This window comes from Massilia litorea (genome assembly GCF_015101885.1).
Lineage (GTDB): Bacteria > Pseudomonadota > Gammaproteobacteria > Burkholderiales > Burkholderiaceae_D > Telluria > Telluria litorea.
This window is the reverse complement of sequence record NZ_CP062941.1, coordinates 2110163-2135313: the sequence shown is the minus strand read 5'-3', so window position 1 is coordinate 2135313 and position 25151 is coordinate 2110163. Positions and strand designations below refer to the sequence as shown.

Below are 25151 nucleotides of genomic sequence, written 5' to 3'. Positions count from 1 at the left end.
CCTGCGGGCCTTTCGGCGCACAGGTTTCTTATGTCAAGGCGAACCCGCTTACTGCGGCTGCGGCTTCGGCAATCCGCCCAGCAAGGCCGCGATCTTCTGCTTCGGCTTGGCCGAATTCGTGTTCGACACCGCGGCGCCGGCGTCCGGGCGCGGCGCGCTGGCCGGCTCGTAGGGCTTCAGGAACCACGGATCAACCTTCTCGCGGCGCGGCAGCGGGCCGGCGCCGTAGCTGCGCGGAGGGCGCTCGCCGCGCTCGGATTCGCTGCGGCGCGGCGGGCGCTCGCTGCGTTCGCCACGTTCGACGCGCTCGCCCCGCTGTGGACGTTCGCCGCGTTCCGCATCGCGACCGCGCGGACGCACCGCGAAACCAGTCAGTTCGCCGCGGGTGATCGTCTGCTTGATCAGCTTTTCGATATCGGCCAGCAGGCGCTCGTCCTTTTCGGTGAACACCGACAGGGCGTCGCCCGAGGCGCCGGCACGGCCGGTACGGCCGATGCGGTGCACGTAGTCTTCCGCGTTGTAGGGCAAATCGAAATTGATCACGCACGGCAGGTCGGAAATGTCGAGGCCGCGGGCCGCGACGTCGGTCGCCACCAGTACTTCGATCTCGCCCTGTTTGAACGCCTCGAGGGCGGCCATGCGTTCCTGCTGGGTCTTGTCGCCGTGGATGGCCGAGGCCTTGATGCCGGTCTGCTCGAGGTGGCGCGACAGGCGGGAAGCGCCGATTTTCGTGTTCGAGAACACGATCACCTGCTTCAGCTCGCGCTGGCGGATCAGGAATTCGACGACGTCGCGCTTCTGCTCTTCCTCGACTTTATAGACGACCTGCGTGACTTTCTCCGCGGTCGCATTGCTGCGCGCTACTTCGATCAGCACCGGCTTGTCCAGGAAACTGTTGGCCAGCTTCTTGATTTCTGGCGAGAAGGTAGCCGAGAACATCAGGTTCTGGCGCTTCTTCGGCAACAGGTTGATGATGCGCTGCAGGTCGGGCAGGAAGCCCATGTCGAGCATGCGGTCGGCTTCGTCCATCACCAGCATCTGCACCTGCGCCAGGCTGACGTTCTTCTGTTCGATGTGGTCGAGCAGGCGGCCCGGGGTGGCGATGACGATCTCGACGCCGCTTTTGAGGATGGCGGTCTGGCCCTTCATGTCCATGCCGCCGAAAACGACGGTCGAACGCAGCGGCGTGTGGCGCGAATAGGCTTTCACGTTGTCGGCGACCTGCACGGCCAGTTCGCGCGTCGGGGTCAGCACCAGGGCGCGCACCGGGTGGCGCGCCGGCGACATGCTGCTGTTGGCGTGGGCCAGCAGCAACTGGATGATCGGCAGCGAAAAGCCGGCGGTTTTACCCGTACCGGTCTGGGCGGCGCCCATGACGTCGCGGCCCTGCAGGACGATCGGGATCGCCTGGGCCTGGATCGGGGTCGGATGGACATAACCCTGGTCGGACAGCGCACGCTGGATTTCCGGCGCCAGGCCGAAATCGGCAAAGGTCACGCTCGGTTCGACAGCCGCGGCTTCGTTGTTCGGTGTTTCAGACATTATACTTTCCGCATTGAGGATGTCTCGATCAACCTGCTGCACGGCGTGCGGCGGATTCCCGAAGCTCCTGAAAATTCAATTTGCTCTACGGGCGATGACCACGCGCGCCCGGCAGGCGCGGCCGGCACTGACAACTCCTGGAGAGGCGGGCTGGCCGCCGGCTGGGGCACGGCCAACAGGCCGGCTCGGTGGGCACGTCGCGCCGGTAAACCGACAGCGCATACGTAGAGACGCAATATATCGCCCTCAAGGTTACCTCAAATCCACGGCAGTGTATATGGAATCGTGTGCGAACCCAGCCGCGGCATTGCCGTTTCGGCAAGCCCGGCTTGACCCGGCTGTGCGCAGGAATGGCGTGTTAACCCTCGCGCTTCCAGCCGCGGGACTGCGCGGCACGTTCCGCGGCCGGTCCCAGCGGGGCCCCGGCGATGCGCCCGTCGATCGCCTCGAGCACGGCCGGCGGCAAGCCGCTGCCGTCCATCCAGGCCGCCCCCGCCGCGCCCTGGGCCAGCACCGGGATTTTCCATTGGCCGCCGTCGCGGCAGGCCAGGCCGGCGGTCGTGTCCATGACAAAACTGCGGCAATACTTGCCGTCCCTGGCAAGGAAACTGATGCCGATGCGCACCCGTCCCGAGGGCCCGGGGCTGGCCAGCTGCCCGCTCAGGGCCGAAGCCAGGTGGCCTTGCGCCACCAGCGCGCCGTCGGCGCCGCTGAGCGAGGCCAGTTCCGCTTCGCCCTGCCAGGCATGCCAGCCGAAGGCGCCGGCCAGCACCCCGGCCGCCAGCGCCGCGGCGACGGCGCCCCAATGGCGGATCGTCCAGGCCGGTTGGGGCGGTGGCGGGACCGGCAGCGGGCCATTGCGCGCCGCGCGCACCATATCGAGCTGCACCACCTTGGCGCCCGAGGGCGAATGCGGGGCGTGAGAATGGGCGCCGCCGTCGCACCCGCCCGCCACCACGCCGTACACGCGGCTGCGGCGGGCACGGTGCTGGGCCACGCGCGCGGCGATCGCCGGGTCGGCCCGGAGCGCGCGTTCGACGGCCGCACGGGCCGGCTCGGCCAGCTCGCCGTTGACGAATGCAATCAAGAGTTCGTCGGAAAATTTCATGGCAGCTAGGAAGTGATCAAGCCATGTTCGTCCAGCACATCGTGCAGCAGCTCGAGGCGGATGACCGGGTTGTCGAGCATGAGCATGTTGTGTTTCTGGGTGTTCGGCAGCGGCAGCAGTTCGCACCAGCGGTTGGCAACCCAGCCGCAATCCTCCAGCCGGAACGGCGGCTGCACCGGCCAGCGCTCCTGCGGCACGTCGTGCAGCGAGGCCAGCACGCGGTCGAGCGCGTCGGAAGCGCCCTGCAGCTCGGCCGGAATGCGCACCGGATGGTCGTCTTCGACCAGCTCGACCTCGGCCATCCACAATCCGTTCAGGCGTTGCTGCGAAGATTTCACCTCGAAGCGCGCGCCGCCCCGGCAGACTACCTGCAACAGGCCGGGTGTGGTGGCGGTGGTGTCGCAGACGGTGGCCAGGGTACCGCTTTCGACGAAACGCTCGGGCGCGCCGCCCCGTGCGCGCACTTCATGTCCCTGGGTCAGCAGAACGACGCCGAAGGGCGTGTCCTCGGTCAGGCAACGACTGACCATGTCGAGGTAGCGCGCCTCGAACACCTGCAAGGGCAATACCCCGTCCGGGAACAGCACCGTGCTCAGTGGGAACAATGGAAGGGAAATCGTGGCCATGCCCAATAATGACAGAATCGAACGACAGACCGCAGCACGATTGCGGGCGCCCTGACAGGTCCGATTCCGCCTGGCCGCGCTGTGCCCGCCGCAGCGGATTCAACCCTGCGGCGCCACCAGCGGCAGCGTGCGCAGCGCCTGGCCAAGCGCCTCGAGGCGCCAGCGCAGGCGGTCCCAGCCGGGATCGGGCAAGGCGACCACCTGCACCGTGAGGGTGCCGCCGGGCACGTCCGGGCAGGCCACCGGATAGATGCCCGCCTGTTCAAAGGGCAGCCGGAACTCCTGGCCCGGCAGCAGCTGCAGCGGACCGAACACATGCGGGCGGCGGTCGTGGTTGCGCAGCAGCAGGACGTCCTGCACGCCGAGGGTCAGGCGGATGCTACGCGGCAGCATCGCGCCGCGCTCCCCGGCCGCCGCTGGCCCGGGGAAGGTAAAACCGCGTTCCTGGCTGGGCGTGCGCAGCGGCGCCAGCGCACCCCACAGGAAGGCCAGCAGGAAGGCGCCGACAAGTGCGCACGGCAGCCAGCGGCGGCGCAGGATCGGATGCAGGGGAATCATCGGGAAGTCTGGTAGACGGGGGCGGATACGGCGCCGAATTGTAGCACTGCAGATATTGTATTATGCAAACAAAAGCGCGGGGCCGCAGGTGAGTGGCAGGTAAATAAGTAGGCATCCCGTGCGCCTGCGCGGGGCATTGCCGCGTATCCTGCAGACCTCGACGCCTGCCCCGACGCCTTGGCTCTGATTATCCCGCCGCCCTGCGGCTGCCTACCCCCGACTACATGCCGCATCCGGAACCCGACGAGACCATCCCCACCCGCGGCGCACCTGTCCGCCAGGGGTGGGGGCCCCTGATCCTCGCCGGCTTCGTTTTCCTGGTCTCCCTGCTCCTCACCTATGGCGCCTGGAGCAGCGCGCGGCGCGATGCCGCTGCCGACCTCGCCGCCCAGTTCGACTACCGCGCGCGCGACCTCGTCAACACGACGGTGCGCCGCATGGCCGTCTACGAGCAAGTACTGCGCGGCACGCGCGGCTTCATGCGCGGCAGCGTCGACATCGACCGCCGCGAATTCGCCGAGTATTTCCAGACCCAGAACCTGCAGGAACATTTCCCCGGCATCGAGGCGCTCGGCATCGCCAGCATCATCGAACGCAGCCGGCTTGCGGCGCACCAGTCGGCGCTGCGCGCCCAGGGTTTTGCCAGCTACGAAGTGCACCCGCAGCCCACGGGCGAGTTCGCCACCTCGGTTACCCACATCGAGCCCTTCACCGGACGCAACCTGCGCGCCTTCGGCTTCGACATGTACAGCGAACCGGTGCGCCGCGCCGCGATGGCGGCCGCGCGCGACACGGGCGGCGCCGCCGTCTCGGGCAAGGTGGTGCTGGTGCAGGAAGGACGCGACGTCCAGCCCGGCTTCCTGATGTACGTGCCGGTCTACCGCCGCGGCGCCCCCATCGCCAGCGTCGCCGAGCGCCGCGCCGCCATCGTCGGCTGGGTGTATGCGCCGTTCCGGATGGCGGACCTGATGCGCGGCCTCGGCGGCGCGCACGCGGCCGATTTGCAGGTGACGATTTACGACGGCATGCGTCCGGATCCGGAGTCCCTGCTGTTCCGCTCGCAGGACGCCGCCGCCTGGCGCCAGCCGCTGTTCCGCCAGACCCTGCCGGCGAACATTTCCGGCCGCCCCTGGCTGATCGACATCGCTTCCTCGCCCGGCTTCGAGGCGCGCCTCGACACGCGCCGCCCGCAAGTAATCGGCATCACCGGCATCGGCCTCGGCTTCCTGCTGAGCGTGGTCGTCTGGCTGCTGGCGAGCGAACGGGGCCGCGCCGTGCAGCTGGCGCGCGCGATGACGCTCGAACTGCGCCAGTCCTACGAACGCATCGACGCCGAGCGCATGCGCATGGACCTGATCCTGCAAAACACCTACGACGCCTTCATCGCCATCGACGCCGAAGGACGCGTCACCGACTGGAATCCGCGCGCTGTGCAACAGTTCGGCTGGACCCGCGCCGAGGCCCTGGGGCGCGAGATCGGCGAGCTGCTGGTGCCGCTTGACCAGCGCGTGGCGCACGAACGCGGCTTTGCCCAGTTCGCCGCCCTGGACGACCCGGCCGCCGGGACCGACGAACGCGGCGTTCCCCTGGTGCGCCAGGCCAGGCCGCTCTTGAACGGCGAGCCGGCCGAAGTCATGGCGCGCCACCGCGACGGCCACCTGGTGCCGGTCGAAATCGTCGTCGCCGCCCTGCCCGCCGAAGTCGGCCATGGCGCCAGCGCCTTCCTGCGCGACATCACGCCGCGGCGCGAAGCCGAGGCGCGCGAACGGCTGCGCCAGCAACGCCTGGACGAGGCGCGCACGGCGCTGGCGCGCTCGCAAAAACTCGAAGCGGTCGGCAAACTGACCGGCGGCGTCGCCCACGATTTCAATAACATCCTGCACATCATCAGCGCCAACGTACAGCTGATGATGAAATCCTCCAACAACAGCGAAAAGCGCCTGCGCAGCATCCTCGACGCCGTCGAGCGCGGCTCGAAACTGTCGTCCCAGCTGCTGGCCTTCGCGCGGCGCCAGCCGCTGCATCCGAACCTGGTCAACGTCGGGCTCCTGCTCGAACGCATGGACAGCCTGCTGCAGCGCGCCGCCGGCGAATCGGTCGAGATCGCCCTGGCGCACGGCGCCGACCTGTGGAACACGCTGGTCGACCCGAACCAGCTCGAAAACGTCCTGTTGAACCTCGTCATCAATGCGCGCGACGCGTTGAAAGGCAAGGGCAAGGTCAACATCGCCCTCGAGAACCTGGCGATCGACAACGCCACCGCAGCGGCCGACCCCGAGCTGACCGCCGGCGACTACGTGCGCATCGCCGTCTCCGACACCGGCGAGGGCATGCCGCCGGAAGTCATGGAACGCGCCTTCGAACCCTTTTTCACGACCAAGCCCGAAGGCAAGGGCACCGGCCTCGGCCTGTCGATGGCGCATGGCTTCGTGCGCCAGAGCGGCGGCCATATCCGGATCGCGAGCGTGCCCGGCCAGGGCACGACCGTCAGCATCTACCTGCCGCGTGCCGAGACGCAGCCCGACGCAGCCCTGCCGCAAGCGCCGGCCGCGCACTGAGCACCTGGTGCATCACACAGCAGGCCAGTGTTGTACAAAGCGCGACAACGCTTCCGTGCGGGCGCCAGCGCACATTGGGAATGCATCGGCTCTGGCACACTCTGGTGCAAAGGAGATCGCCCATGAACGCGCCCCATTCCGCCGCCCTGCCCGTGCACCGCGCCATCCTGCAGGCGCCCGGCTTCGACAACACCATCGCCCTGCTCGAGGAAGGCTACCGCTTCATCGGCAACCGCTGCGACGAACTCGGCACCGACATCTTCGGCACCCGCCTGATGCTGCGGCGCGTGGTGTGCGTGCGCGGCGAAGCGGCCGCGCGCATGTTCTACCAGCCCGGTCGCTTTACCCGGCGGCGCGCGATTCCGCCGACCACGCTGGCCCTGCTGCAGGACCACGGCAGCACGCAAACCCTCGACGGCGAGATGCACCGGGTGCGCAAGGCGATGATGCTGTCGCTGCAAGCGCCGGAATCGCGCGCGCGCCTGGTGGCGCTGGCCGAGCGCGAATGGCGCGAGCGCATGAAACGCTGGCCGCGCTTGCGGCGCCAGGTCCTGATTCAGGAAGCGCAGGCGGTACTGTGCCGCGCCGCCTGCGCCTGGGCCGGCGTGCCGCTCGCCAACGTCGAGGAAGAGGTGCTGCGCACGGCCGAATTCTCGGCCATGATCGATGGCGCCGGCGCAGTCGGTCCGCGCAACTGGCTGGGATTGTCGCTGCGCCGGCATACCCGGCAGTGGGCGCACGACCATATTGCGGCGGTACGCGCCGGCCGCCCGACCGAGCCGGACAGCCCGCTGGCCGTGATCGCCTTCCACACCGATGCCGACGGCGAAGTGTTGTCCATGGACGATGCGGCCACCGAACTCATCAATGTGCTGCGGCCGGTGGTGGCGGTGGCGCGCTACATCGTGTTCGGCGCGCTGGCGCTGCACACTTACCCCGAGTGGCGAGCGCGCCTGGCAAGCGGCGACGAGGCGGCCCTGGAGATGTTTGTCGAGGAAGTGCGCCGCTTTTACCCCTTCTTTCCGGCCATCGGCGGGCGCGCCAACCTCGCCTTCGAGTGGGACGGATTACGCTTCGAAAAGGGAGAGTGGGTGCTGCTGGACGTCTACGGCACGAATCGCCATCCCTCGACCTGGCCCGATGGAGAGGTGTTCCGTCCGGAACGCTTCGAAGGCCGGCAAGGCAGCGGCTTCGATTCGATCCCGCAAGGCGGCGGCGATGTAGAACATGGCCACCGCTGTCCGGGCGAAACGCTGACCGTCGAGCTGACCAAATCGGCGCTGTGCCTGCTGGCGGCCGAGGTGAGCTACACGGTGCCGCAGCAAGACCTGGAAGTGAGCCTGTCGCGCATGCCGGCGCTGCCGGCCAGCGGCTTCGTGATCGAGGATGTGAGGCCGGCTTAGTGCGGTTTGAGTAGCACGGCTGCCCGGCCTTGCCTCAGGCCGCGTCGCGCTCGGTCGGCAGCAGTTCGAGCGGGCTGCGCTCAGCCACGGCATGCACGCCCACCCGTCCGCGGCCAAGCAATTTCGCCTCGTACATGGCGGTGTCGGCGCAGCGCAGCAGGCTGTCGGCATCAAGCGCGCCATCCGGATACACAGCCACGCCCAGGCTGGCCGAGATGTGAACAGTAAAACCTTCGGTCATGAAGGGCCGGTTCAGTTCGCGCAAAATATCTTCGGCGACCTTTTTCGCGTCACCGGCGCCGCTAACCCGCGGGAGCAGCACGACGAATTCGTCGCCGCCCAGGCGGGCCAGCGTGTCGGAGGCGCGCAGGGTGGTGCGCAGGCGCGTCGCCACCTGCTGCAGCAACACGTCGCCGACGGCATGGCCATAGCTGTCGTTCACGGGCTTGAATTTATCGAGGTCGAAGAAGATCAGGGCCAGCTTGTGCTCTTCGCGCTGGGCCGCCAGCAAGGCCTGGCGCAGGCGGTCGCCGAACAGCAGGCGGTTCGGCAGGCCGGTCAGGATGTCGTGGTGCGCCAGGTGGCGGATTTGCTCTTCCTGCATCTTGCGCGCATCGATATCGGCGACGGTGCCGACGATGCGCAAGGGGCGTCCGGCAGCATCGCGCTCGGCGACCTGGCCGCGCGCCAGGATCCAGCGCCAGTTGCCGTTGCGCAGGCGCGTGCGGTATTGCGCCGTGTAGTCCGGGGCGGTGCCATTCAGATGGGCGTCGAGCGCATGCAGCACCGCCGGCACGTCTTCCGCATGAGACATCCCGGTGAAAACGGTGCGGTCGAACGGCAACAAGGTGCTTTCGGCATCGACGATGCCCTGCGCGCTCGGCGACAGGGTGACCAGGCCGCTGTCGAAACTGTAGTCCCAGACGCCTTCGCCGGTGGCATTCAGCGCCAGTTTCCAGCGCGCTTCGGCCGCCGCCAGCGAGACCACCCCACGGCGGCGGTGGTCGGCGGCGGCCAGCGCGGCCCAGCCGGTCAGTGCCAGCAGCAGCGAGACGGCAGCGCCGGTGTAGACCAGTAACTCGCTCTGCTGCACGTAGCGCGCATTCGCATCCGCGATCGACTGGCCGACGGTGACCAGCAGGCCATAGTCGGCCAGCGCGCTCCAGCCGTAATAGCGTTCGACACCGTCCATGCGGCTGGCGCGCTGAAAATTGCCTCCAGGCCCGCTGTCCGGCGAGTACGGGTAACCCGTCAACAACTTGCCGCTGTCGCGCATGGTGAGGTCACGCGTGGTGCGGGCGACAACGATCCCGTCGTTGCGTACCAGGGCAATCGAGGCGGAGCCACCGAGGTCGATGCTGTGGTAGAAGCGCGAAAAATAGGTTGGCGCCACGCCGGCCACGATCACGCCGACCAGCTTGCCGTCACCATCGAGGATGGGCCGGGAAAACTGGACCTCCCATTCTCCCGACACCCGCCCGGTGCGTGGCTTGCCGATAAACAGCCGGTCTCCGGGCACGCCCGTCAAATGGGTATGCACGGGCTCGCGGTCCTTCAGGTCGATGTGCTCAGCCGCCCCGGCGATACTCGAAAACACCAATTGTCCGTCCGCGTCCGTGACCACGACATTGAGGTGGAGCCGTCCCTGAAGATGAGCGTTGAGTTCGCTAACGATGGCGCCGAACTGCTCGGGATTGCGCTGCCAGCTCAAGCGCAACTGGCTGAGCGACAAGTCGATGGTGACGATGCTCGAGCGCACTTCTTCGGCGAAGGCATGCGCCAGGTTACGCACATTGCGATTGCTTTCATCGCGCGCAATCTGAACCAGTTGCCCACGTTCATGCGCCACGAACAGCCACACCAGCGGCAACGCGACGGCCAGGAACAGGGCGAGTCGGCGCAAGACCGTGCTACGAAAGTAGGCGCCGGCGTCACGCAAGGGGCGCATGGACAGTATCGTTCGGTGGGGCATCGGCCGGATAACCCGGCACGGTAGGCGGGCTTGAAGTGTAGACGAGAAGTTACGCAATTAATTTTACAGATGCGCTGATGGCCCCTCAAGCAATAAAGACGAAGTGTTGTTTGTAGGCACCGTCCTACAGAATAATGCAAGATTATGTCATTCCAAGATAGATCTTGAAATATTCTTTCATGACCCGCACTCGGCAATTGTCCGCCGCATTCGCCCGTTTCACGCATAATCGAGGAACGAACAAGGACAATACATGGAACTGCAATTCCTGGGCACCTCGTCCGGCACGCCCAGCCGCGCGCGCAACGTGTCGGGCCTGGCCCTGCGCGCAACGGGGTCGAAACACTGGTACCTGGTCGACTGCGGCGAAGGCACGCAGCACCGCATCCTGCGCACGAATTTCTCGCCGATCAGCCTGCGCGCGATCTTCATCACCCACATCCACGGCGACCACTGTTATGGGCTGCCGGGCCTGCTCGCCAGCGCCGGCCTGCTCAACCGCGCGGAGCCGCTGCTGATCGCCGGCCCGCCGGCAGTGGAGCGCTTCGTGCGCGGCGTGATGGACAGCACGGAATTGCGCCTGCCCTACCAAGTGGAATTCTCGGCCGTCGAGCCCGGCTGGTCGCTCGCCACCTTGCCCGACTTTCGCATCGAGGCGGCGGAACTGTCGCACCGCGTGCCCTCGTTCGCCTTCAGCTTCGTCGAAAAAAGCGTCGAACGCCGTCTCGACATCGCCAGGCTCGAACGCGACGGCATCGCCTCCGGCCCCGGCTGGGGCCAACTGCAGCGCGGCGAAGACATCGCATTACCCGATTGCCGGGTGGCGCGCAGCGCCGACTACCTGTTGCCCGGCCGGCGCCAGCGCAAGGTCATCGTTGCCGGCGACAACGACACGCCATCCCTGCTCGCCGCGCAGGCGCGCGACGCCCACGTTCTCGTGCACGAGGCGACCTATACCGAGGAGGTGCTGCAGAAGGTCGGGCCCGGGCCGCAGCACAGCTCGGCACGGGCGACCGCCGCCTTCGCTGAAGAGGCCGGGATTCCGAACCTGATCCTGACGCATTTCAGTCCGCGCTACCAGCAGCAGGGCAATGGCGGGGCGACGATGGCGGATATCGAAGCCGAGGCGCGTTTCGCCTACAGCGGCAATCTGTTCCTGGCGAGCGATTTACAACGTTATACGCTGGACCGGCAGGGCAAGCTGGCAGCCCTGCCCTTACCGAACGGCGCCTGACTTGCGCGCCGGCCCCGCCAGCTGAAGCGACTCGATCCGGTCGCGCCCGTTGTGCTTGGCCCGGTACATCAGCTCGTCCGCGGCGGAGATCAGGTGGCGCAGCGGATGCTCGAAGGTGAACTGGGCCAGATCGACGCTGGCGACGCCGAAGCTGGCCGTGGCCCGCAGCCGCGTCGCGCCGTCGGTCGACACGACCTCTGTCGCGGCGAAGGTAACGCGCAGACGCTCGGCAAGGCGCAGCGCGCCGGCCAGGTCGGTGCCCGGCAGGACGACCAGGAATTCTTCGCCGCCATAGCGCACCACGCTGTCGACCCCGTCCCGAACCGCGACCTGCAGGATCCGGGCAAAGCCGCGCAACACCATGTCGCCGTCGCCGTGTCCATGGGTGTCGTTGATCTGCTTGAAGCGGTCGATGTCGCACAGCACCACGCTCAGGCTGTCCGCATCCGGCGCACGTTCTCGCCACCGCCCGCCCATCAACTGATCGTGCAGGTAACGGCGGTTGAAACACCCGGTCAGGTGATCGCGCTCGGCCGCATGTTTGAGTACCGACCACGAGCGGAACTCCTCGCGCGACACGTACTGGAAACGGCGTGCGGCCAGGAAGCCGAAGGTATTCACGAGCACCAGCAGCATGCCCATCGTGAATTTGTCGGCGGACGACATGCGGCTGTACTCGGCCGCGAGCACGACAAACACGATCGTCGCCACCACCGCAATGGTCGACGCATAGCGCAGCCGGTTCGGGATATACAGGTAGACCACCACCAGCATGATCGCCAGCGACATCGCGTGCCAGTGGAATTCGGCCGGACGCAACACCGCGATGAACATGAAGCAGGCCAGCGCCACCCCCTCCGCCAGCGAAGCGGCAAGGCGCGCGGCAGGCACCGACAGGACCCGCCGGTAAGCCAGCCAGGCGCAGCTGCCGGCCGTCAGCGCAACGGCGATGCGCGCGCCCAGCAGCGCCATCGTGTCATGGCCCCAGCCGAGCGCGGCGAGGTCGGTGGCGAAAAATCCGAGATAAAAGACGGTGCAGAAGGTCAGCGTAAAGCCCAGCAAGGACTGGGTCTGGTCCTGCTTGTGCTGCAAAAAGGCGCGTTCGGTCGGCGCGTGCACGAACTCGCCGGTCAGCGAATTGATTTCCATTGTTACCCCAACGCCCTGCGCCTGCTGATCAGGATGCCATTGTGCCAGCAATTAGCACCTTAGAGAATCACGCATTGTCACTATCGGTAGATGGCGCGCGCGACGGACGTGCCGCGTTGACTCGGCTGGAAACAACAAAGCCCAGTCCGGCGGACTGGGCTGAGGTATCGATTTGACTGGTAGGCCTCCCCGGAGTCGAACCGGGCACCAACGGATTATGAGTCCGCTGCTCTAACCAGGCATGAGCTAGAGGCCCAAACTCGTTACAGATGGGAAGAAAAATCTCGCCACCGCGCTGCGGTGTCCCGAACGAAGTGGCGAGAGGATATTGCTTTTAGTACAGAGCCGTCAAGCTTTAGCTGAGCACAGCAACAACAATCAGCTGCTGCCTTCCAGGAAGCTCTTCAGCTTGTCCGAACGCGACGGGTGCCGCAGCTTGCGCAGCGCCTTCGCTTCGATCTGGCGGATGCGCTCGCGGGTGACGTCGAATTGCTTGCCGACCTCTTCCAGCGTGTGGTCGGTCGACATCTCGATGCCGAAACGCATGCGCAGCACCTTCGCTTCACGCGGGGTCAGCGAGTCCAGCACGTCCTTCACCACACCACGCATCGAGGCGTGCAGGGCCGCATCGGACGGCGCCAGCGTGTTGTTGTCCTCGATAAAATCGCCCAGGTGCGAATCGTCGTCGTCGCCGATCGGCGTTTCCATCGAGATCGGCTCTTTCGCGATCTTCATGATCTTCCGGATTTTGTCTTCCGGCATTTCCATCTTGACCGCGAGGGTGGCCGGATCCGGCTCGGCGCCCGTCTCTTGCAGGATCTGGCGCGAGATGCGGTTCATCTTGTTGATGGTTTCGATCATGTGCACCGGGATACGGATGGTGCGCGCCTGGTCGGCGATCGAGCGGGTGATGGCCTGCCGGATCCACCACGTCGCATAGGTCGAAAACTTGTAGCCGCGGCGGTATTCGAATTTATCGACCGCCTTCATCAGGCCGATATTGCCTTCCTGGATCAGGTCGAGGAATTGCAGGCCGCGGTTCGTGTATTTCTTGGCGATCGAGATCACGAGACGCAGGTTGGCCTCGGTCATCTCGCGCTTCGCCTTGCGCGCCTTCATCTCGCCGGCCGCCATCTGGCGGTTGATGTTGCGCAGGTCCGGCAGCGGCAGCACGACGCGCGCCTGCAGGTCGATCAGGCGTTGCTGCAGTTCCTTGATCGTCGGGATATTGCGTCCGAGGATGGCGCTATAGGCGTGGCCGGCGTTGACTTCGCCATCGACCCATTCCAGGTTCGTCTCGTTGCCCGGGAAGACTTTGATGAAGTGGGCGCGCGGCATGCCGCAGCGGTTCACGGCAACATCCAGGATCTGCTTTTCGATGTGGCGCACCTCGTCGACCTGGCCGCGCAGGGTGTCGCACAGCTTTTCGACGACCTTGGCCGTGAAGCGGATGCCCAGCAGTTCGTCGGAGATGGCTTCCTGCGCCTTGACGTAGGCTTTCGAGTTGTAGCCGTCCTTCTCGTAGGCCTTGCGCATCTTGTCGAACTGCGACTCGATGGTGCCGAACTTTTCCAGGGCGGCCATTTTCAGTGCTTCGAGCTGCTCGGCGGAATAGCCGGCGGCGCCAGGCGTGGCGGCGGCTTCTTCTTCCTCGCCCTCTTCCTCGGCTTCTTCTTCCTCGTCTTCGTCGTCGTCGTCGGAACTTGGGCCGACCGCCGATGGCGAGGTTTCTACCGCGCCTTCTTCTTCGACCAGGCCGTCGACGATTTCGTCGATCTTGATCTCGTCGGCTTCGATGCGCTGGGAAGCGGAGATGATTTCGGCGATCGTCACCGGGCAGGCGGAGATCGCCTGGATCATGTCGCGCAGGCCGTCTTCGATGCGTTTGGCGATTTCGATTTCGCCTTCGCGGGTCAGCAGCTCGACCGAACCCATTTCGCGCATGTACATGCGCACCGGGTCGGTGGTACGGCCGAAGTCGGAGTCGACGGTCGACAGCGCCGCCTCGGCCGCGGCCTCGGCTTCATCGTCGCTCGTGACGGTCGCAACGTTGTCGGACAGCAGCAGCGTTTCGGCATCGGGCGCGTGTTCGTACACGGCAATGCCCATGTCGTTGAAGGTGCCGATGATGCCTTCGATCGCTTCCGGATCGACGATGTTGTCGGGCAGGTGGTCGTTGATTTCCGCGTAAGTCAGGAAACCGCGTTCCTTGCCGTTCTTGATCAGCGTCTTGAGCTTCTGGCGCCGCAGCTCGATCTCTTCTTCGCTCGCTTCGGTATCCGACGCGAACGCGTCTTTCAGCAAGGCTTTTTCTTTGGCCTTGCGGTCCTTGGCCTTGGCCTTGTCGACGGCTTTCAGTTCGGCGCGTTCGACCGCGTTCAGGGCGGCGACTTCGTCGTTCTCGGGGGTGAATTCTTTCGGCTTGCGACCGCGGCGCCCCGGGACTTTCACGGATGGCAGCACGTAGCCCGACGTGTCGATGGCGGCCAATGCGGCGGCATCGGTGGTCTGGCTGACGACAGGTGCGGCGCCCGCAGTGCGAGCTTCCGCCTTGTCTTGCGCATTGTCCGCCTTGGCGGACGCTCTGGTGGTTTTGGCAGCCACTTTGGGTTCGGGTTTCTTGGTTGGCACAGGCGCTTTCGATGTCACAACGACTAACTTTACGATGGTTAAAGATAAAGTTTTGTTACCTTACATCACGCTTCAAACAGCGTACAACACTGCTGCGCTAACTGAAACTCCACGCCCCTTTTGACACGAAAGTCGTTTCAAAGGTTGCAATAGTTAGCGTTTTATTATAGCACGCACCCCTCTTTTTCCAAGTTGCACAAAGCTTAACTGCCGGCTTTGCAACACACCCTTAGCGGGGCGACATGTTCGCCGCATCTTCGCGTTCCAGGACCTGCTGCTGGGCCATGATTTCGCGATAGCGAGCGCTCACCTGATCTGGGGTCAGGCCCTTGGAAAACAACTGGTTCAACTCCTGTTTCAGCGCATCCTTTTTGATTTGCCTCACGGCGCTACCCAGCCAGACACGGTCGGCTTCAGGATCCGATTCCGGCTCCGAGGCGATTTCGGCAATGATGCGGTCGTAGTGCCCGCCGCCCTCTTTCAACTGTTCGGACAGGGCCGCGAAGTTGCCGTATTCGCCCAGGGCCTGGGCGGTGCCGACGAGATAACGCAAGGCATCGCTCGATTCCTGGCCGAAATGATCAAACGCCTGCAGCGCTTCCTCGTCGAGGGTCAGCGACAGCGCCGGATGCGCAACCAGGATGCGCACGATCTGCAACTCCAGGCCGACCGGTTCCGGCCGCCCCTGACGCGGCGGCGCCTTCTTGGCAACCGATACCGGCTTGGACAACTCGAACAGACTTTCGATCTCGGCCGGCGACGATTCCGTGAGGCTGGCCAAACCGCGCACGATCTGCAGGCGCAGCGAGGATGGCGTCATCGCCTGCAGCAGCGGCTTGGCATCGTACTGGGTGGCGGCGCGCCCTTCCGGCGTCGATAAATCGTGTTCGCCCGTCACTTCGCGCAGCAAAAACTGGGACAAAGGCATCGCGTCGTTGATTTCCTGAGCAAAAGCATCGGCGCCGAACTCGCGCACGAAGCTGTCCGGGTCGTGCTTTTCGGGCAAGAACAGGAACTGGATGGTCTTGTTGTCCGACACCTGCGGCAAGCACGCCTCGAGCGCACGCCGTGCGGCGCGGCGGCCTGCTTTATCGCCGTCGAAACTGAAGATGACGTTGTCGGTCTGGCGCAGCAGCTTTTGCACGTGGGTACTGGTGCACGCCGTGCCGAGGGTGGCCACCGCTTGCGGGAAGCCGAGCTGGGCCAGCGCGACGACGTCCATATAGCCTTCCGTCACCAGCACATAGCCGGCGTCGCGGATCGGCTGGCGCGCTTCGAACAGGCCGTACAGTTCGAGACCCTTCTGGAACAGCGGCGTTTCAGGCGAGTTCAGGTATTTCGGTTCGCCGTTGTCGAGCACGCGCCCGCCGAATCCGATCACCTGCCCTTTGGTGTTGCGGATCGGGAACATGATGCGTTCGCGGAAACGGTCGTAGCGCTTCTTGTTGCCGCCGTCCTCGTCGACCTTGTCGATCACGAGGCCGGATTCGACCAGCGCCAGCATCTCGTAATCCGGGAACACGCTACGCAGGTTGTCCCAGCCGGACGGGGCATAGCCCATGCCGAAGCGGGCGGCGACTTCGCCGGTCAGGCCGCGGTTCTTCAGGTAGGTGATCGCGTTCGGCGCGGTTTTCAGCTGGGCCCGGTAGTAGTCGCAGGCCTGGCTGAGCGCTTCCGTCATCGACTGCGATTGCGCCTGCTGGGCGGCGCGCTGCAGCGGCGGAATCTTGTCGTCGGCCTCGGGCACGACCATGCCCACGTTCTGGGCCAGGTCCTTGACGGCATCGACGAAACCCATGCCCGAGTACTCGATCAGGAAACCGATCGAGGTGCCATGGGCGCCGCAACCGAAGCAGTGATAGAACTGCTTGGTGGGGCTGACGGTGAAGCTGGGGGACTTTTCGCTGTGGAAAGGACACAGCCCCATGTAATTGGCGCCGCCCTTTTTGAGCTGAACATAGCGCCCGACCACGTCGACGATGTCGACGCGGTTGAGCAAATCGGTAATGAAGGATTGCGGAATCACGTAGGAGGTCTACACCGTGTTTGTCTAAGCTCAGACTATACCGCAGGGCTCGCTGCAAATTGATTTACAACAAGCCCGGGGCCGTCCGGCCCGTTTGTGCTCAGTTATGCTACATCAGGCGCCGGTCAGCGCTTTCTTGACCAGGGTCGAGACGACGGTCATGTCGGCACGGCCCGCCAGCTTCGGCTTGACGATGGCCATGACTTTACCCATGTCCTGCGGACCGGCGGCGCCGGAGGCGGCCACGGCGGCGGCAACTTCGGCGGCGATCTCGTCATCCGACAGGCCGGCCGGCATGTAGGCGACCAGCACTTCCAGCTCGGCCTTCTCGATGTCGGCCAGGTCCTGGCGGTTGCCGGCTTCGAACTGGGTGATCGAGTCCTTGCGCTGCTTGATCATCTTTTCGACGATGGCCACGGTTTGCTGGTCGTTCACTTCGATCTGTTCGTCGACTTCCTTGCGCTTGATTTCGGCCAGCAGCAGGCGGATCGTGTTGAGCTTGCCGGCTTCCTTGGCGCGCATCGCCGCTTTCATGTCGTTGGTGATTTGTTCTTTCAGGCTCATGGCTTCTCCGAATCGATTAGTACGGACTACAAACAACAAAACCCGCCGGGGTCACAACCAGGGCGGGTTCGCAGGACTTCTCGCAGCTACCGGGACGAGCGCAGCGCTTCGTCGCCGGACTAGCCGGCAGGCAGTCTTAGTACAGTTTCTTAGGCAGTTGCTGGCTGCGGATGCGCTTGTAGTGGCGCTTCACGGCAGCGGCGAGCTTGCGCTTGCGCTCTGCAGTTGGCTTCTCGTAGAACTCGCGTGCGCGCAGTTCGGTCAGCAGACCGGTTTTTTCGATGGTGCGCTTGAAGCGACGCATTGCGACTTCGAACGGCTCGTTTTCTTTAAGGCGGATAGTGGTCATGTAAAAATGAAACCGTTGGATTTAGGAAGAACGAAATTCTAGCAGCTTTTGGCAAGCAGTGGAAGAGATTACGTCGGTGTGATGGATTTGATACAGGGGTGTTGATGCGTTGTGGAGCTGCGGCTGGGCCGTTCGTGGTCGGCATGATCCGCGTGGGCATGCATGCCCACCCCACAAAAACTTAAACGCTCTGGCCGGCGACGTAGCCGGAAGCCCAGGCCCACTGGAAGTTGTAGCCGCCGAGCCAGCCGGTGACGTCGACCGCTTCGCCGATGAAATACAGGCCGGGGACATCCTTGGCCATCATCGTTTGCTGGGACAGCGCGCGGGTGTCGACGCCGCCGAGGGTGACTTCGGCCTTCCGATACCCCTCCGAGCCGGTCGGGACGATGGCCCAGCGGTTGATGGCGTCGCCGAGCTTGCGCAGCTTGGCGTCGGGCATGTCGGCCAGGCGCGCGTCCGGGGCGAGGCCGTTGGCCAGCAGCAGGCCCTCGACCAGGCGCGCGGGCAGCCATTGGGTCAGCACGTTGCCGAGCTGCTTCTTGACCGTCGTCTTGGAGCCGATCAGTTCCTCGGCGACATCCATCTCCGGCAACAGGTTCACCACGATCGGGGTGCCCGGTTCCCAGTAGCTGGAAATTTGCAGGATCGCCGGGCCCGACAGGCCGCGGTGGGTGAACAATAAATCTTCGCGGAACAGGCCACCGCCTTTTCCATTCCTTGCATGTTTACCCTTGCCGGAACTAGTGGAGACCTCGACCTCCAGCGCAATACCCGCCAGCGGCGCAAAAGCAGCCCAGCCCGGGCCATCGAAGGTCAGCGGCACCAGGCCCGGACGCGGCTCGACCAGCGGCAGGCCGAACTGGGTGGCGATGCGGTAACCGAGGTCGGTGGCGCCGATTTTCGGGATCGACAGGCCGCCGGTGGCGATCACGACGCTCTCCGCCGCGATATCGCCGTGGTCGGTATCGATGAGGTAGCCGTCCGCCTCTTTCGTGATGCCATGCACCTTGCACGGCATGCGCCAGTTGACCTCGGCCGCGCTGCACTCGGCCTTCAGCATGGCGATGATCTGCTCGCTTGAGTCGTTGCAGAACAGCTGGCCGCGGTGCTTTTCGTGGTATGCGATGCGGTGTTTTTTCACCAGGGCCAGGAAATCCTGGGCCGTGTAGCGCGACAGCGCGCTTTTACAAAAATGCGGGTTCTCGGACAGGAAGTTGGCCGGCCCGGCGTTGATGTTGGTGAAGTTGCAGCGCCCGCCGCCGGAGATGCGGATTTTCTCGGCCAGTTTTTCGGCATGGTCGATCAGTACCACGCGCTTGCCGCGTGCGCCGGCAATCGCCGCGCACATCATTCCGGCCGCGCCTGCGCCGATTACCGCTACATCGAATTGTTTTGCCATGAGCTGCTGCCGCCAGATTCAAACCCGCCATTGTAAACGCTTGCAGGCTGGCTGCGGCCGCCCGCAGCCAAATCGGCCGCGGGCACGCCACAGGCTTCAGGCACCACCGAGCGGGCGCACATCAAGGTCGCGCCCGTTGAGCACGCTACCCTCGGGCCCGATCGTGATGGTGTGTGTGCCGGCCTGCTGCAAGCCGAGGCGTTCGAGCTGCTCCGGTGCGACGCGCAGCACATATTCTCCAGGGAAGATGCCGGTCATGACGTAATAGCCGTCGGCGGCGCTGTTGATGGTGGCGGCCACCTTGCCCGACGCATCGACCAGTTCGAGCCGCAAGTCGCCGACCGGACGGCGGCCGCCCTGCCCGAGCAGCCAGGTCGTACCGTCCACCTCGCCGGTCATGCTGACCGCAAAGTCCACCCGGCTGACCTTGCCCGGACGTGGCACGATGCGCACGCCCTTTATTTGCGGCTGCCACTGCGGGTCCTCCAGGGTGTCCGGGTCGAGCCCGATGTCCGCATGCCGGCTGGCCGGCAGGCGCGGCAGCCAGGCGACGCCGCCGGCATCCGTGCGCACCGCGACATTGGCGCCGTTGATGGTGAAGCCGGCACCGGCAATGCCCTCCTCGCCTTCGTCTTTCGTGCCGTTCAGGTTCTTGTCGAGGAACACGCGGACCGATCCCGCGCCCATGTTCGCCATCGGCTGCGCCTCCAGCAACACGCGCCCCCTGCGCGGCTCCAGGCCCATGGCCATGAACAGGCGCACCCCGATGCCGAGCTCGCGGCGGCTCGAGTAAAAGCCGCTCAGGCCAAGGCCGAAACTGCCCAGGCTCTTGTTGAGCGAGCCGGCCGCGCGCAGCTCGCGCTGCTGGAACAGGCGCGTCAGCCCCAGGTTCAGCATGTAGCCGTCACGCAGGACCCAATCGGCCGACACGGCCGCACTGTCCAGCCGGGCTGCGGGCGCCAGCGTGTATTGCAGCTGGCTTGTGATGCCGATGCCCGCCATCCTGCGGCTGACCTGCAGCGCACCATCGGCATGCCTGGCAGCGCCCAGCGACTGCCAGCGTAGCGCATTGCTGAGCGCGGTGCCATTGCGGTAGGCCGACAGGCGCCCCTGGATCTCGCGGCGCTCAAGGCTTGATGTGAGCAGGTCGCGCCTGAACTGCAGGGACAGCGGAAAGAAACTGGCGCTCCCCAGCGCCAGCACGCCTTCGGCGCGCAGCTCGTCGCGGGTGCGCACCGGGTCATTGGTAGAGGTAAAAAATTCGCTGGTGAACTTGTCGAGGCGGGCATGGCTGGCCGAGATTGCCACATTGCCGAGCCGCGTCTTCAGCCCCAGTTGGGCCAGCCTGCCGCGGTCGTCGGCCTGCACCGTATCGGCGGTCAGGATGACGCTGTTCCAGTAGCTGCGCAGGCCGAGGTTGGCATAGCTGCGGGTGGCACCGAACAGCGGCAGGCGCTGCCAGCCGGCGGTGGCGTTCAGGTGTTCGCCCACGCCCCATTCGAACTGCGCCAGGGCACGCTGGCGCCCTTCCCGGTCGCGGTGCGCGGCCAGGTCGTAGAACAGCGCGCCGCGCGGCAGCGCCGACTGCTCCAGCAGGAAGGACTGGCGCTCGATGCGCAGCTGCCCTAGCGGACCATGAAACACCAGGCGGAACTCGTTCGGGCCATAGGCCAGCGGCTGGTCATCGAAGCTGTATTTGCCGCCGGGTCCCGGCTGCTGGACGCCGACCAGCGCCTCGTTGTAGTACAGCTCGACATCCCATCCCGGCGGCAGGTCGCCCTGCAGTGTGTGGCGGTCGAAACTGGTCGGCTGGTCCAGCCGGCGGTTGCTGAGCGCGATCCCGTCGCCGGTGGCGCTGCTGCCCGAGATGTTGGCCACGCCCGGCACCGGCACACTGCCGAACAGCACGCTGCGCGCTCCCAGCGGCCCGAGCAGGCCGCCGTCCGGGTCGTGGCGCCCGAGCGTCAGGCGCGGCGCGGACATGGGCGCATGCAGGTTGCGGCTGACATACAGGGCCGCTTCCATGCCCAGCAAATCGGTGGCGGCATAGGCGCTCCAGGATGCCGCCGTGCTGCGCGCCCCGCCGCGCCCGTCGAGCCCGAACCCCAGCGTCTGGTCGATGAAGGGGACGTCGGCCAGGCGATAGGGCGTGGCCAGGCGCGGATAGCCGGGATCGATGTAGCCGCCTGGCCTGCCCGGCAGCCGGCCGCGCTCGCGCCGCTGCAGGCGCGCCTGCAGCGGCAATTGCTCACGCGGGCGCACCTTCAGCGCCAGGCTCGGCATATCGAGGTCGAGGTCAACCGGCAGCCAGCGCGCCAGCAGGCGGCTGGCCACATAGATCTCATCCCCTTCCAGCTTGAGCTGCGCGGGATCGACCGCTTCGCGCTTGCCTGCGATGTCGACCGCCCGTCCTCCTGCGTCGAGGCTGAAATTGCGTTGCTCGGACAGGATGTAGCCGCTGGCGCGGCCTGCGCCGGGCATGACGCGGATGGCCAGGGTCAGCAGGCGTGCCATTTCGCCCAGCGGCAGGTAGACGTCGCGCCCGAGCTCGTAGGCCGTGACCGCGTCGGACAGCACCATGCTGCCGAGGCGCACCTCGAGCAGGACCTCGTTCGCCTCGCTCTCCTTCGCCTGCACGGGCACCGCTGCGGCGGCAGGCTGGAATGCCGGCAGCGCGGTGGACACGGCCAGCGCCGCGAGCACCAGGCCCGTGCGCCCTGCGTGCCCACCTTGCCAATGCGCCGCGCCCACCGGACCGCTGCCTAGTAAACAGGCATGGCGCCGGACGCCCTGCCCCGCATGCTCATGGCAGGTTCAGGCTGGCCTGCGCCAGCAGCTTGCCTCCGGCTTCGGGCCGGTCACGGTAGCTGACGTCGAGCGTGCCGCCGGCCAGCGCCACGCCATCCGGCACCTGCAGCGGCAGCATCGTCTTGCGGATGCGGTTCGGCGTGTAAACGGCAATGCCCTTGACCTGGGCCAGGCTCTGCGGCTTGCCGTTCTTTGGCGTGAAAGTGACGCTGACGTCGCCATACACCGAGCTGTTGCCCTCGCGTTCGAATTGCAGGGCGAGCTGCGCATGCCTGGCCTCGTCCTTGCCCAGGGTCAGCCCGGCCAGTTTGACGCTGGCGCTGGAGGCGCCGTGCCGCACGATGACCGGAACGGCGGCGCCGACCAGTGCGTTCAGCACCACGCCGATCTGGGTGCCGCTCGTGCCCTGGTTCTCGATGCTGGCGCTGCCCTCGGCTTCAGGCAGCTTGTCGAACTGCAGGTGCGAGCGGTATTCCCCCTCGGCCAGGTCCGCGGGCTTGCGCAGCATGACGCGTACGGTCTGGGCAGTGCCAGGCTGCAAGGTGACCTGGCGCGGCGAATAGCGCAGCATCGCGTCGGCAAAGCGTTCGCCGTCCTGCTCGCTTTCGGCCGCCTCGAACTGGCCGGCCTCGGTCATCCGCCGGTTCACCAGCGAGATGCGATAGCTGGCCGGCTTGCTGCCGTTGTTGATCAGCTCGATCTGGGTGGCGCGCGTATTCTTGTCGAACACGATGCGGGTGGGGTGCAGCATCAGCTCGGCACGGGCAGGCAGGAAGGGCGCCAGCAGCAGGCAGGCGAGCACAAGGCATGGGGGAAATCGTGTAGCAGGGATGGTTGCAAACGCGGAATAAAGCATGACGATGTCCTTTCACTGTGCGGCGCTGACGCACAGGATTACTGGTGGTTGACGATGACGGAAAAGGTTCCGGAGTAATTGCCGGGCGGCTGATTCGGCGCCACGACCAGCGTCGCGCCGACCGCCAGCGAGGCGCCGCTGCTCCCGACCGCGAGCAGTGCGTCCGGCGTGACGAAATCGCCGACCGCCATGCTGTTGGCACCGCTGGTGAGGTAAGTAGCGCCGTTGGCCGGCACCGAGACGATGACCGCCGTGGTAGCGGCAGTCGTGGCCGTTGTACGCAGGCTGCCGCGGCCGGCGTCGAGCGTGGTCTGGCTGGCGCTGAATGCGGCCTGGCTCGCGTTCGGCGAGTTGAGCAGGATCACGCCACCGGTACGCGAACGCAGGCCGGAAGGGCTCAGGGTGATCGTGCCGCCACTGCCGGCGACGAAGCGTCCGAAGTCGAGGCCGCGGGTGTTGCTGAGTGCAACCTGCTGCGCGGACGCGGGGCACGGGGTGAGCACAAGCGCGAACGCGAGCAGCGCCTGGACGGCGGTGCTCGCGAGCAGGATGAAGCGCTTGCTGCGTACCGGCATGGTCAGGAGCGGGTGACCCCGCTACCCGCTCCCTTAGTTGTACGCGACCGTTGCTTTTACCGAACCCACGTAGTTGCCGGGCACCTGCCCGGCGCCAACGGTCAGCACGCCGCCAACGAAGAAGCTCTGGGCCCCGGCGCCACCGGTGCCGGACAGGGTGCCGCTGGCGATGTCGCTTTGTGCGGTGAAGGTCATCGTTTCCGTGCCGCCGCTCCTGGTCAGGGGAGTCGGCGCGAGGGCGATCGAATACGTCAGGCCGCCCTCGCCGGTCACGTTGAACTGCGCCGCACTACCCGCGGCACCGGCCAGGAACACGTCACCGCTCTGGCCACGCGCGCCGGCGGTGGAAATGGTGACCGTACCGCCCGCTGCGCCGGCAGCGAAACTGCCGAAGACCAGGTCGGCAACTTTGGTGATCTGGATCGGCGCGATGACGGTACCGGTTGCCACGGCAGTGTCCTCTGCCGCGATGGCGCTGCCGGCGCCGGCGATGGCCAGGGCCAGCACTGCGCAGCTGAAAACGTTCGAAGTAGAGCGGAAGGTCTTGTTCATTCTGGGCATCCTTCAAATTGGGAGGACCGGCCGGAGCCGGATCGATAACGAGACCGAACGCGTCATGTCGGTTGCAACTCAAATGAATTGCTTTGCGGTATCGTTTTTCCATAGTGAAAGAAAATCGCCCAGCCGTTTTTGCCCTAGATCATCTATCGATTAATTCCTGAAAGAAATAATTTGTTCGCGCGATCCACACGTCCGCCCGGCGCAGGCGTGTTTGCATCGGAACGAGGAATCGCTGCGGACTCAGGTGCGCAGTGCCCGCGCAGTCCGCGCGCAGGCGGCCACCTGTGCGCTGATCGAAGGCGGCACGGGGACTTCGCCGCGCAGCGCCCGCGCGATCCAGGCGGCGGTGGCGGCGGCATCGCGCGCCTCGGGCACCTCGGCGAGGGTGTCGGCAGGCATGTCGCGCTCGACCAGCAGCGTGCGTTGCCCGCCATGGAACCAGTCGATCTGCTGGGCGCGGTGCGGGTTCGCCACGGTTTCGCCCTCGGTGCCGCGCATCAGGAAGGCGTCGCCACGCGCGTGCGGTGCAGCGCTCGTGAAGTACTCGCCCAGGGCCTGCAGATACTCCGGATGGGTGTACGACACCAGGCGCAGCGCGGCGCCCTCGAAAGGTTGCAGGATCTTGACGATCGTGTGGGTGGAGCTGCGCACACCGAGGATGCGGCGCAGCGAGAGCATGTGCGCAAGGCTGGGCGCCAGCGTTTCGATCGGCATGAAGGCCGGGCGGCGCGCGGCAAAGGCGTCGTGCACGGCGGCGCTGGTGGCCGCTTCGGCCAGCCCGAGTTCAGCCAGGATCTCGGCCGTCGTCACGCGGCCCGGATCGTTGCGCACCCCATGCACCAGCGTCGGCACGCCTTCGCGCGCGAGCAGCAGCGCCAGCAGCGGTGTCAGGTTGGCCAGCTTGCGCGCGCCGTTATAGCTCGGGATGAGCACCGGCGCGAACTCGCCGGGCGGGCTTGGTAACGGCGCGAACGCGGCTTCGGCGGCGTCCATGAAGCCGGCCAGTTCCTCGACCGACTCGCCCTTGATGCGCATCGCCATCAGGATCGCACCGAGTTCGAGGTCGGAGACACGGCCTTCGAGCATGGCGCCGTACAGGGCGGCGGCGTCTTCGCGCGTCATGCTGCGCGCGCCTTTCACGCCGCGGCCGATCTCCTTGATGAAGCGGGCGGCCGGAAAGGATTCGGTGGGGCGGGTAGTATTGTTGTCCATATCGTTAGCTTACACCC

At 65.8% G+C, this 25151-nt stretch carries 19 protein-coding genes and 1 tRNA gene; 3 read left to right on the top strand and 17 right to left on the bottom strand.

Annotation, left to right across the window (positions count from 1 at the left end):
• Nucleotides 1-48: 48 nt before the first annotated feature.
• From LPB04_RS09525 to LPB04_RS09510, 4 genes are all read right to left on the bottom strand, one after another.
• Complete coding sequence (locus LPB04_RS09525; protein ID WP_193688437.1) at nt 49-1542, bottom strand: DEAD/DEAH box helicase; 1494 nt, start codon at nt 1540-1542, stop codon at nt 49-51.
• A 358-nt stretch (nt 1543-1900) separates the two neighbouring features.
• Complete coding sequence (locus LPB04_RS09520; RefSeq protein WP_193688436.1) at nt 1901-2650, bottom strand: anti-sigma factor family protein; 750 nt, start codon at nt 2648-2650, stop codon at nt 1901-1903.
• A gap of 5 nt (nt 2651-2655) precedes the next feature.
• The gene (locus LPB04_RS09515) at nt 2656-3276 is read right to left on the bottom strand and encodes an LON peptidase substrate-binding domain-containing protein (RefSeq protein ID WP_193688435.1); all 621 of its coding nucleotides are present in this window, start codon (nt 3274-3276) and stop codon (nt 2656-2658) included.
• Nucleotides 3277-3375: 99 nt separating this feature from the next.
• Nucleotides 3376-3834, bottom strand: coding sequence for a cupredoxin domain-containing protein (locus tag LPB04_RS09510; RefSeq protein ID WP_193688434.1), 459 nt, complete (start codon nt 3832-3834; stop codon nt 3376-3378).
• Between the two features lie 224 nt (nt 3835-4058).
• On the opposite strand from LPB04_RS09510, the gene LPB04_RS09505 reads away from it, so the two are divergent.
• On the top strand, nt 4059-6392 hold the full coding sequence (locus tag LPB04_RS09505) for a CHASE domain-containing protein (protein ID WP_193688433.1): 2334 nt from the start codon (nt 4059-4061) through the stop codon (nt 6390-6392).
• 122 nt (nt 6393-6514) lie between these two features.
• Nucleotides 6515-7795, top strand: a complete 1281-nt coding sequence (locus LPB04_RS09500) for a cytochrome P450 (RefSeq protein WP_193688432.1) — start codon at nt 6515-6517, stop codon at nt 7793-7795.
• 34 nt (nt 7796-7829) lie between these two features.
• Here the strand turns inward: LPB04_RS09500 and LPB04_RS09495 are convergent, their stop codons facing one another.
• A complete protein-coding gene (locus LPB04_RS09495; protein WP_227496686.1) occupies nt 7830-9743 on the bottom strand; it encodes a bifunctional diguanylate cyclase/phosphodiesterase in 1914 nt (637 codons plus the stop codon).
• A gap of 277 nt (nt 9744-10020) precedes the next feature.
• On the opposite strand from LPB04_RS09495, the gene LPB04_RS09490 reads away from it, so the two are divergent.
• A complete protein-coding gene (locus tag LPB04_RS09490) occupies nt 10021-11001 on the top strand; it encodes an MBL fold metallo-hydrolase (RefSeq protein WP_193688430.1) in 981 nt (326 codons plus the stop codon).
• Here LPB04_RS09490 and LPB04_RS09485 read toward each other — a convergent pair.
• The 12 genes from LPB04_RS09485 to ybiB all read right to left on the bottom strand — a co-directional run bounded on the left by LPB04_RS09485 (nt 10984) and on the right by ybiB (nt 25134).
• Nucleotides 10984-12150 (bottom strand): GGDEF domain-containing protein, encoded by a 1167-nt coding sequence (locus tag LPB04_RS09485; RefSeq protein WP_193688429.1) that lies wholly within the window; start codon nt 12148-12150, stop codon nt 10984-10986. The genes LPB04_RS09490 and LPB04_RS09485 overlap by 18 nt on opposite strands.
• Before the next feature lie 177 nt (nt 12151-12327).
• Nucleotides 12328-12406 (bottom strand) — tRNA-Ile (locus LPB04_RS09480).
• A gap of 122 nt (nt 12407-12528) precedes the next feature.
• A complete protein-coding gene (rpoD, locus tag LPB04_RS09475; protein ID WP_227496685.1) occupies nt 12529-14754 on the bottom strand; it encodes an RNA polymerase sigma factor RpoD in 2226 nt (741 codons plus the stop codon).
• Between the two features lie 256 nt (nt 14755-15010).
• Nucleotides 15011-16807 (bottom strand): DNA primase, encoded by a 1797-nt coding sequence (gene dnaG / locus LPB04_RS09470; RefSeq protein ID WP_193688427.1) that lies wholly within the window; start codon nt 16805-16807, stop codon nt 15011-15013.
• A 114-nt stretch (nt 16808-16921) separates the two neighbouring features.
• Nucleotides 16922-17371 (bottom strand): GatB/YqeY domain-containing protein, encoded by a 450-nt coding sequence (locus LPB04_RS09465; RefSeq protein WP_193688426.1) that lies wholly within the window; start codon nt 17369-17371, stop codon nt 16922-16924.
• A gap of 136 nt (nt 17372-17507) precedes the next feature.
• Nucleotides 17508-17720 (bottom strand): 30S ribosomal protein S21, encoded by a 213-nt coding sequence (rpsU, locus tag LPB04_RS09460; protein ID WP_005665410.1) that lies wholly within the window; start codon nt 17718-17720, stop codon nt 17508-17510.
• Nucleotides 17721-17901: 181 nt separating this feature from the next.
• Nucleotides 17902-19122 carry a BaiN/RdsA family NAD(P)/FAD-dependent oxidoreductase gene (locus LPB04_RS09455; protein WP_193688425.1) on the bottom strand — a complete coding sequence of 407 codons (1221 nt, stop codon included), beginning with the start codon at nt 19120-19122 and terminating at the stop codon, nt 17902-17904.
• A 96-nt stretch (nt 19123-19218) separates the two neighbouring features.
• Nucleotides 19219-21873 carry an MSCRAMM family protein gene (locus LPB04_RS09450; protein ID WP_193688424.1) on the bottom strand — a complete coding sequence of 885 codons (2655 nt, stop codon included), beginning with the start codon at nt 21871-21873 and terminating at the stop codon, nt 19219-19221.
• A gap of 52 nt (nt 21874-21925) precedes the next feature.
• Complete coding sequence (locus LPB04_RS09445) at nt 21926-22786, bottom strand: fimbrial biogenesis chaperone (RefSeq protein WP_193688423.1); 861 nt, start codon at nt 22784-22786, stop codon at nt 21926-21928.
• Between the two features lie 38 nt (nt 22787-22824).
• Nucleotides 22825-23361, bottom strand: coding sequence for a DUF4402 domain-containing protein (locus tag LPB04_RS09440; RefSeq protein ID WP_193688422.1), 537 nt, complete (start codon nt 23359-23361; stop codon nt 22825-22827).
• Between the two features lie 33 nt (nt 23362-23394).
• The gene (locus tag LPB04_RS09435) at nt 23395-23913 is read right to left on the bottom strand and encodes a DUF4402 domain-containing protein (protein WP_193688421.1); all 519 of its coding nucleotides are present in this window, start codon (nt 23911-23913) and stop codon (nt 23395-23397) included.
• 249 nt (nt 23914-24162) lie between these two features.
• Nucleotides 24163-25134 (bottom strand): DNA-binding protein YbiB, encoded by a 972-nt coding sequence (gene ybiB, locus LPB04_RS09430; protein ID WP_193688420.1) that lies wholly within the window; start codon nt 25132-25134, stop codon nt 24163-24165.
• Between the last annotated feature and the right edge of the window lie 17 nt (nt 25135-25151).

Coding starts and splice junctions, on each gene's coding strand:
- LPB04_RS09525 (WP_193688437.1), bottom strand. CDS start 1,542: ATGTCTGAAACACCGAACAACGAAGCCGCGGCTGTCGAACCGAGCGTG.
- LPB04_RS09520 (WP_193688436.1), bottom strand. CDS start 2,650: ATGAAATTTTCCGACGAACTCTTGATTGCATTCGTCAACGGCGAGCTG.
- LPB04_RS09515 (WP_193688435.1), bottom strand. CDS start 3,276: ATGGCCACGATTTCCCTTCCATTGTTCCCACTGAGCACGGTGCTGTTC.
- LPB04_RS09510 (WP_193688434.1), bottom strand. CDS start 3,834: ATGATTCCCCTGCATCCGATCCTGCGCCGCCGCTGGCTGCCGTGCGCA.
- LPB04_RS09505 (WP_193688433.1), top strand. CDS start 4,059: ATGCCGCATCCGGAACCCGACGAGACCATCCCCACCCGCGGCGCACCT.
- LPB04_RS09500 (WP_193688432.1), top strand. CDS start 6,515: ATGAACGCGCCCCATTCCGCCGCCCTGCCCGTGCACCGCGCCATCCTG.
- LPB04_RS09495 (WP_227496686.1), bottom strand. CDS start 9,743: ATGCGCCCCTTGCGTGACGCCGGCGCCTACTTTCGTAGCACGGTCTTG.
- LPB04_RS09490 (WP_193688430.1), top strand. CDS start 10,021: ATGGAACTGCAATTCCTGGGCACCTCGTCCGGCACGCCCAGCCGCGCG.
- LPB04_RS09485 (WP_193688429.1), bottom strand. CDS start 12,150: ATGGAAATCAATTCGCTGACCGGCGAGTTCGTGCACGCGCCGACCGAA.
- LPB04_RS09465 (WP_193688426.1), bottom strand. CDS start 17,371: ATGAGCCTGAAAGAACAAATCACCAACGACATGAAAGCGGCGATGCGC.
- rpsU (WP_005665410.1), bottom strand. CDS start 17,720: ATGACCACTATCCGCCTTAAAGAAAACGAGCCGTTCGAAGTCGCAATG.
- LPB04_RS09455 (WP_193688425.1), bottom strand. CDS start 19,122: ATGGCAAAACAATTCGATGTAGCGGTAATCGGCGCAGGCGCGGCCGGA.
- LPB04_RS09445 (WP_193688423.1), bottom strand. CDS start 22,786: ATGCTTTATTCCGCGTTTGCAACCATCCCTGCTACACGATTTCCCCCA.
- LPB04_RS09440 (WP_193688422.1), bottom strand. CDS start 23,361: ATGCCGGTACGCAGCAAGCGCTTCATCCTGCTCGCGAGCACCGCCGTC.
- LPB04_RS09435 (WP_193688421.1), bottom strand. CDS start 23,913: ATGAACAAGACCTTCCGCTCTACTTCGAACGTTTTCAGCTGCGCAGTG.
- ybiB (WP_193688420.1), bottom strand. CDS start 25,134: ATGGACAACAATACTACCCGCCCCACCGAATCCTTTCCGGCCGCCCGC.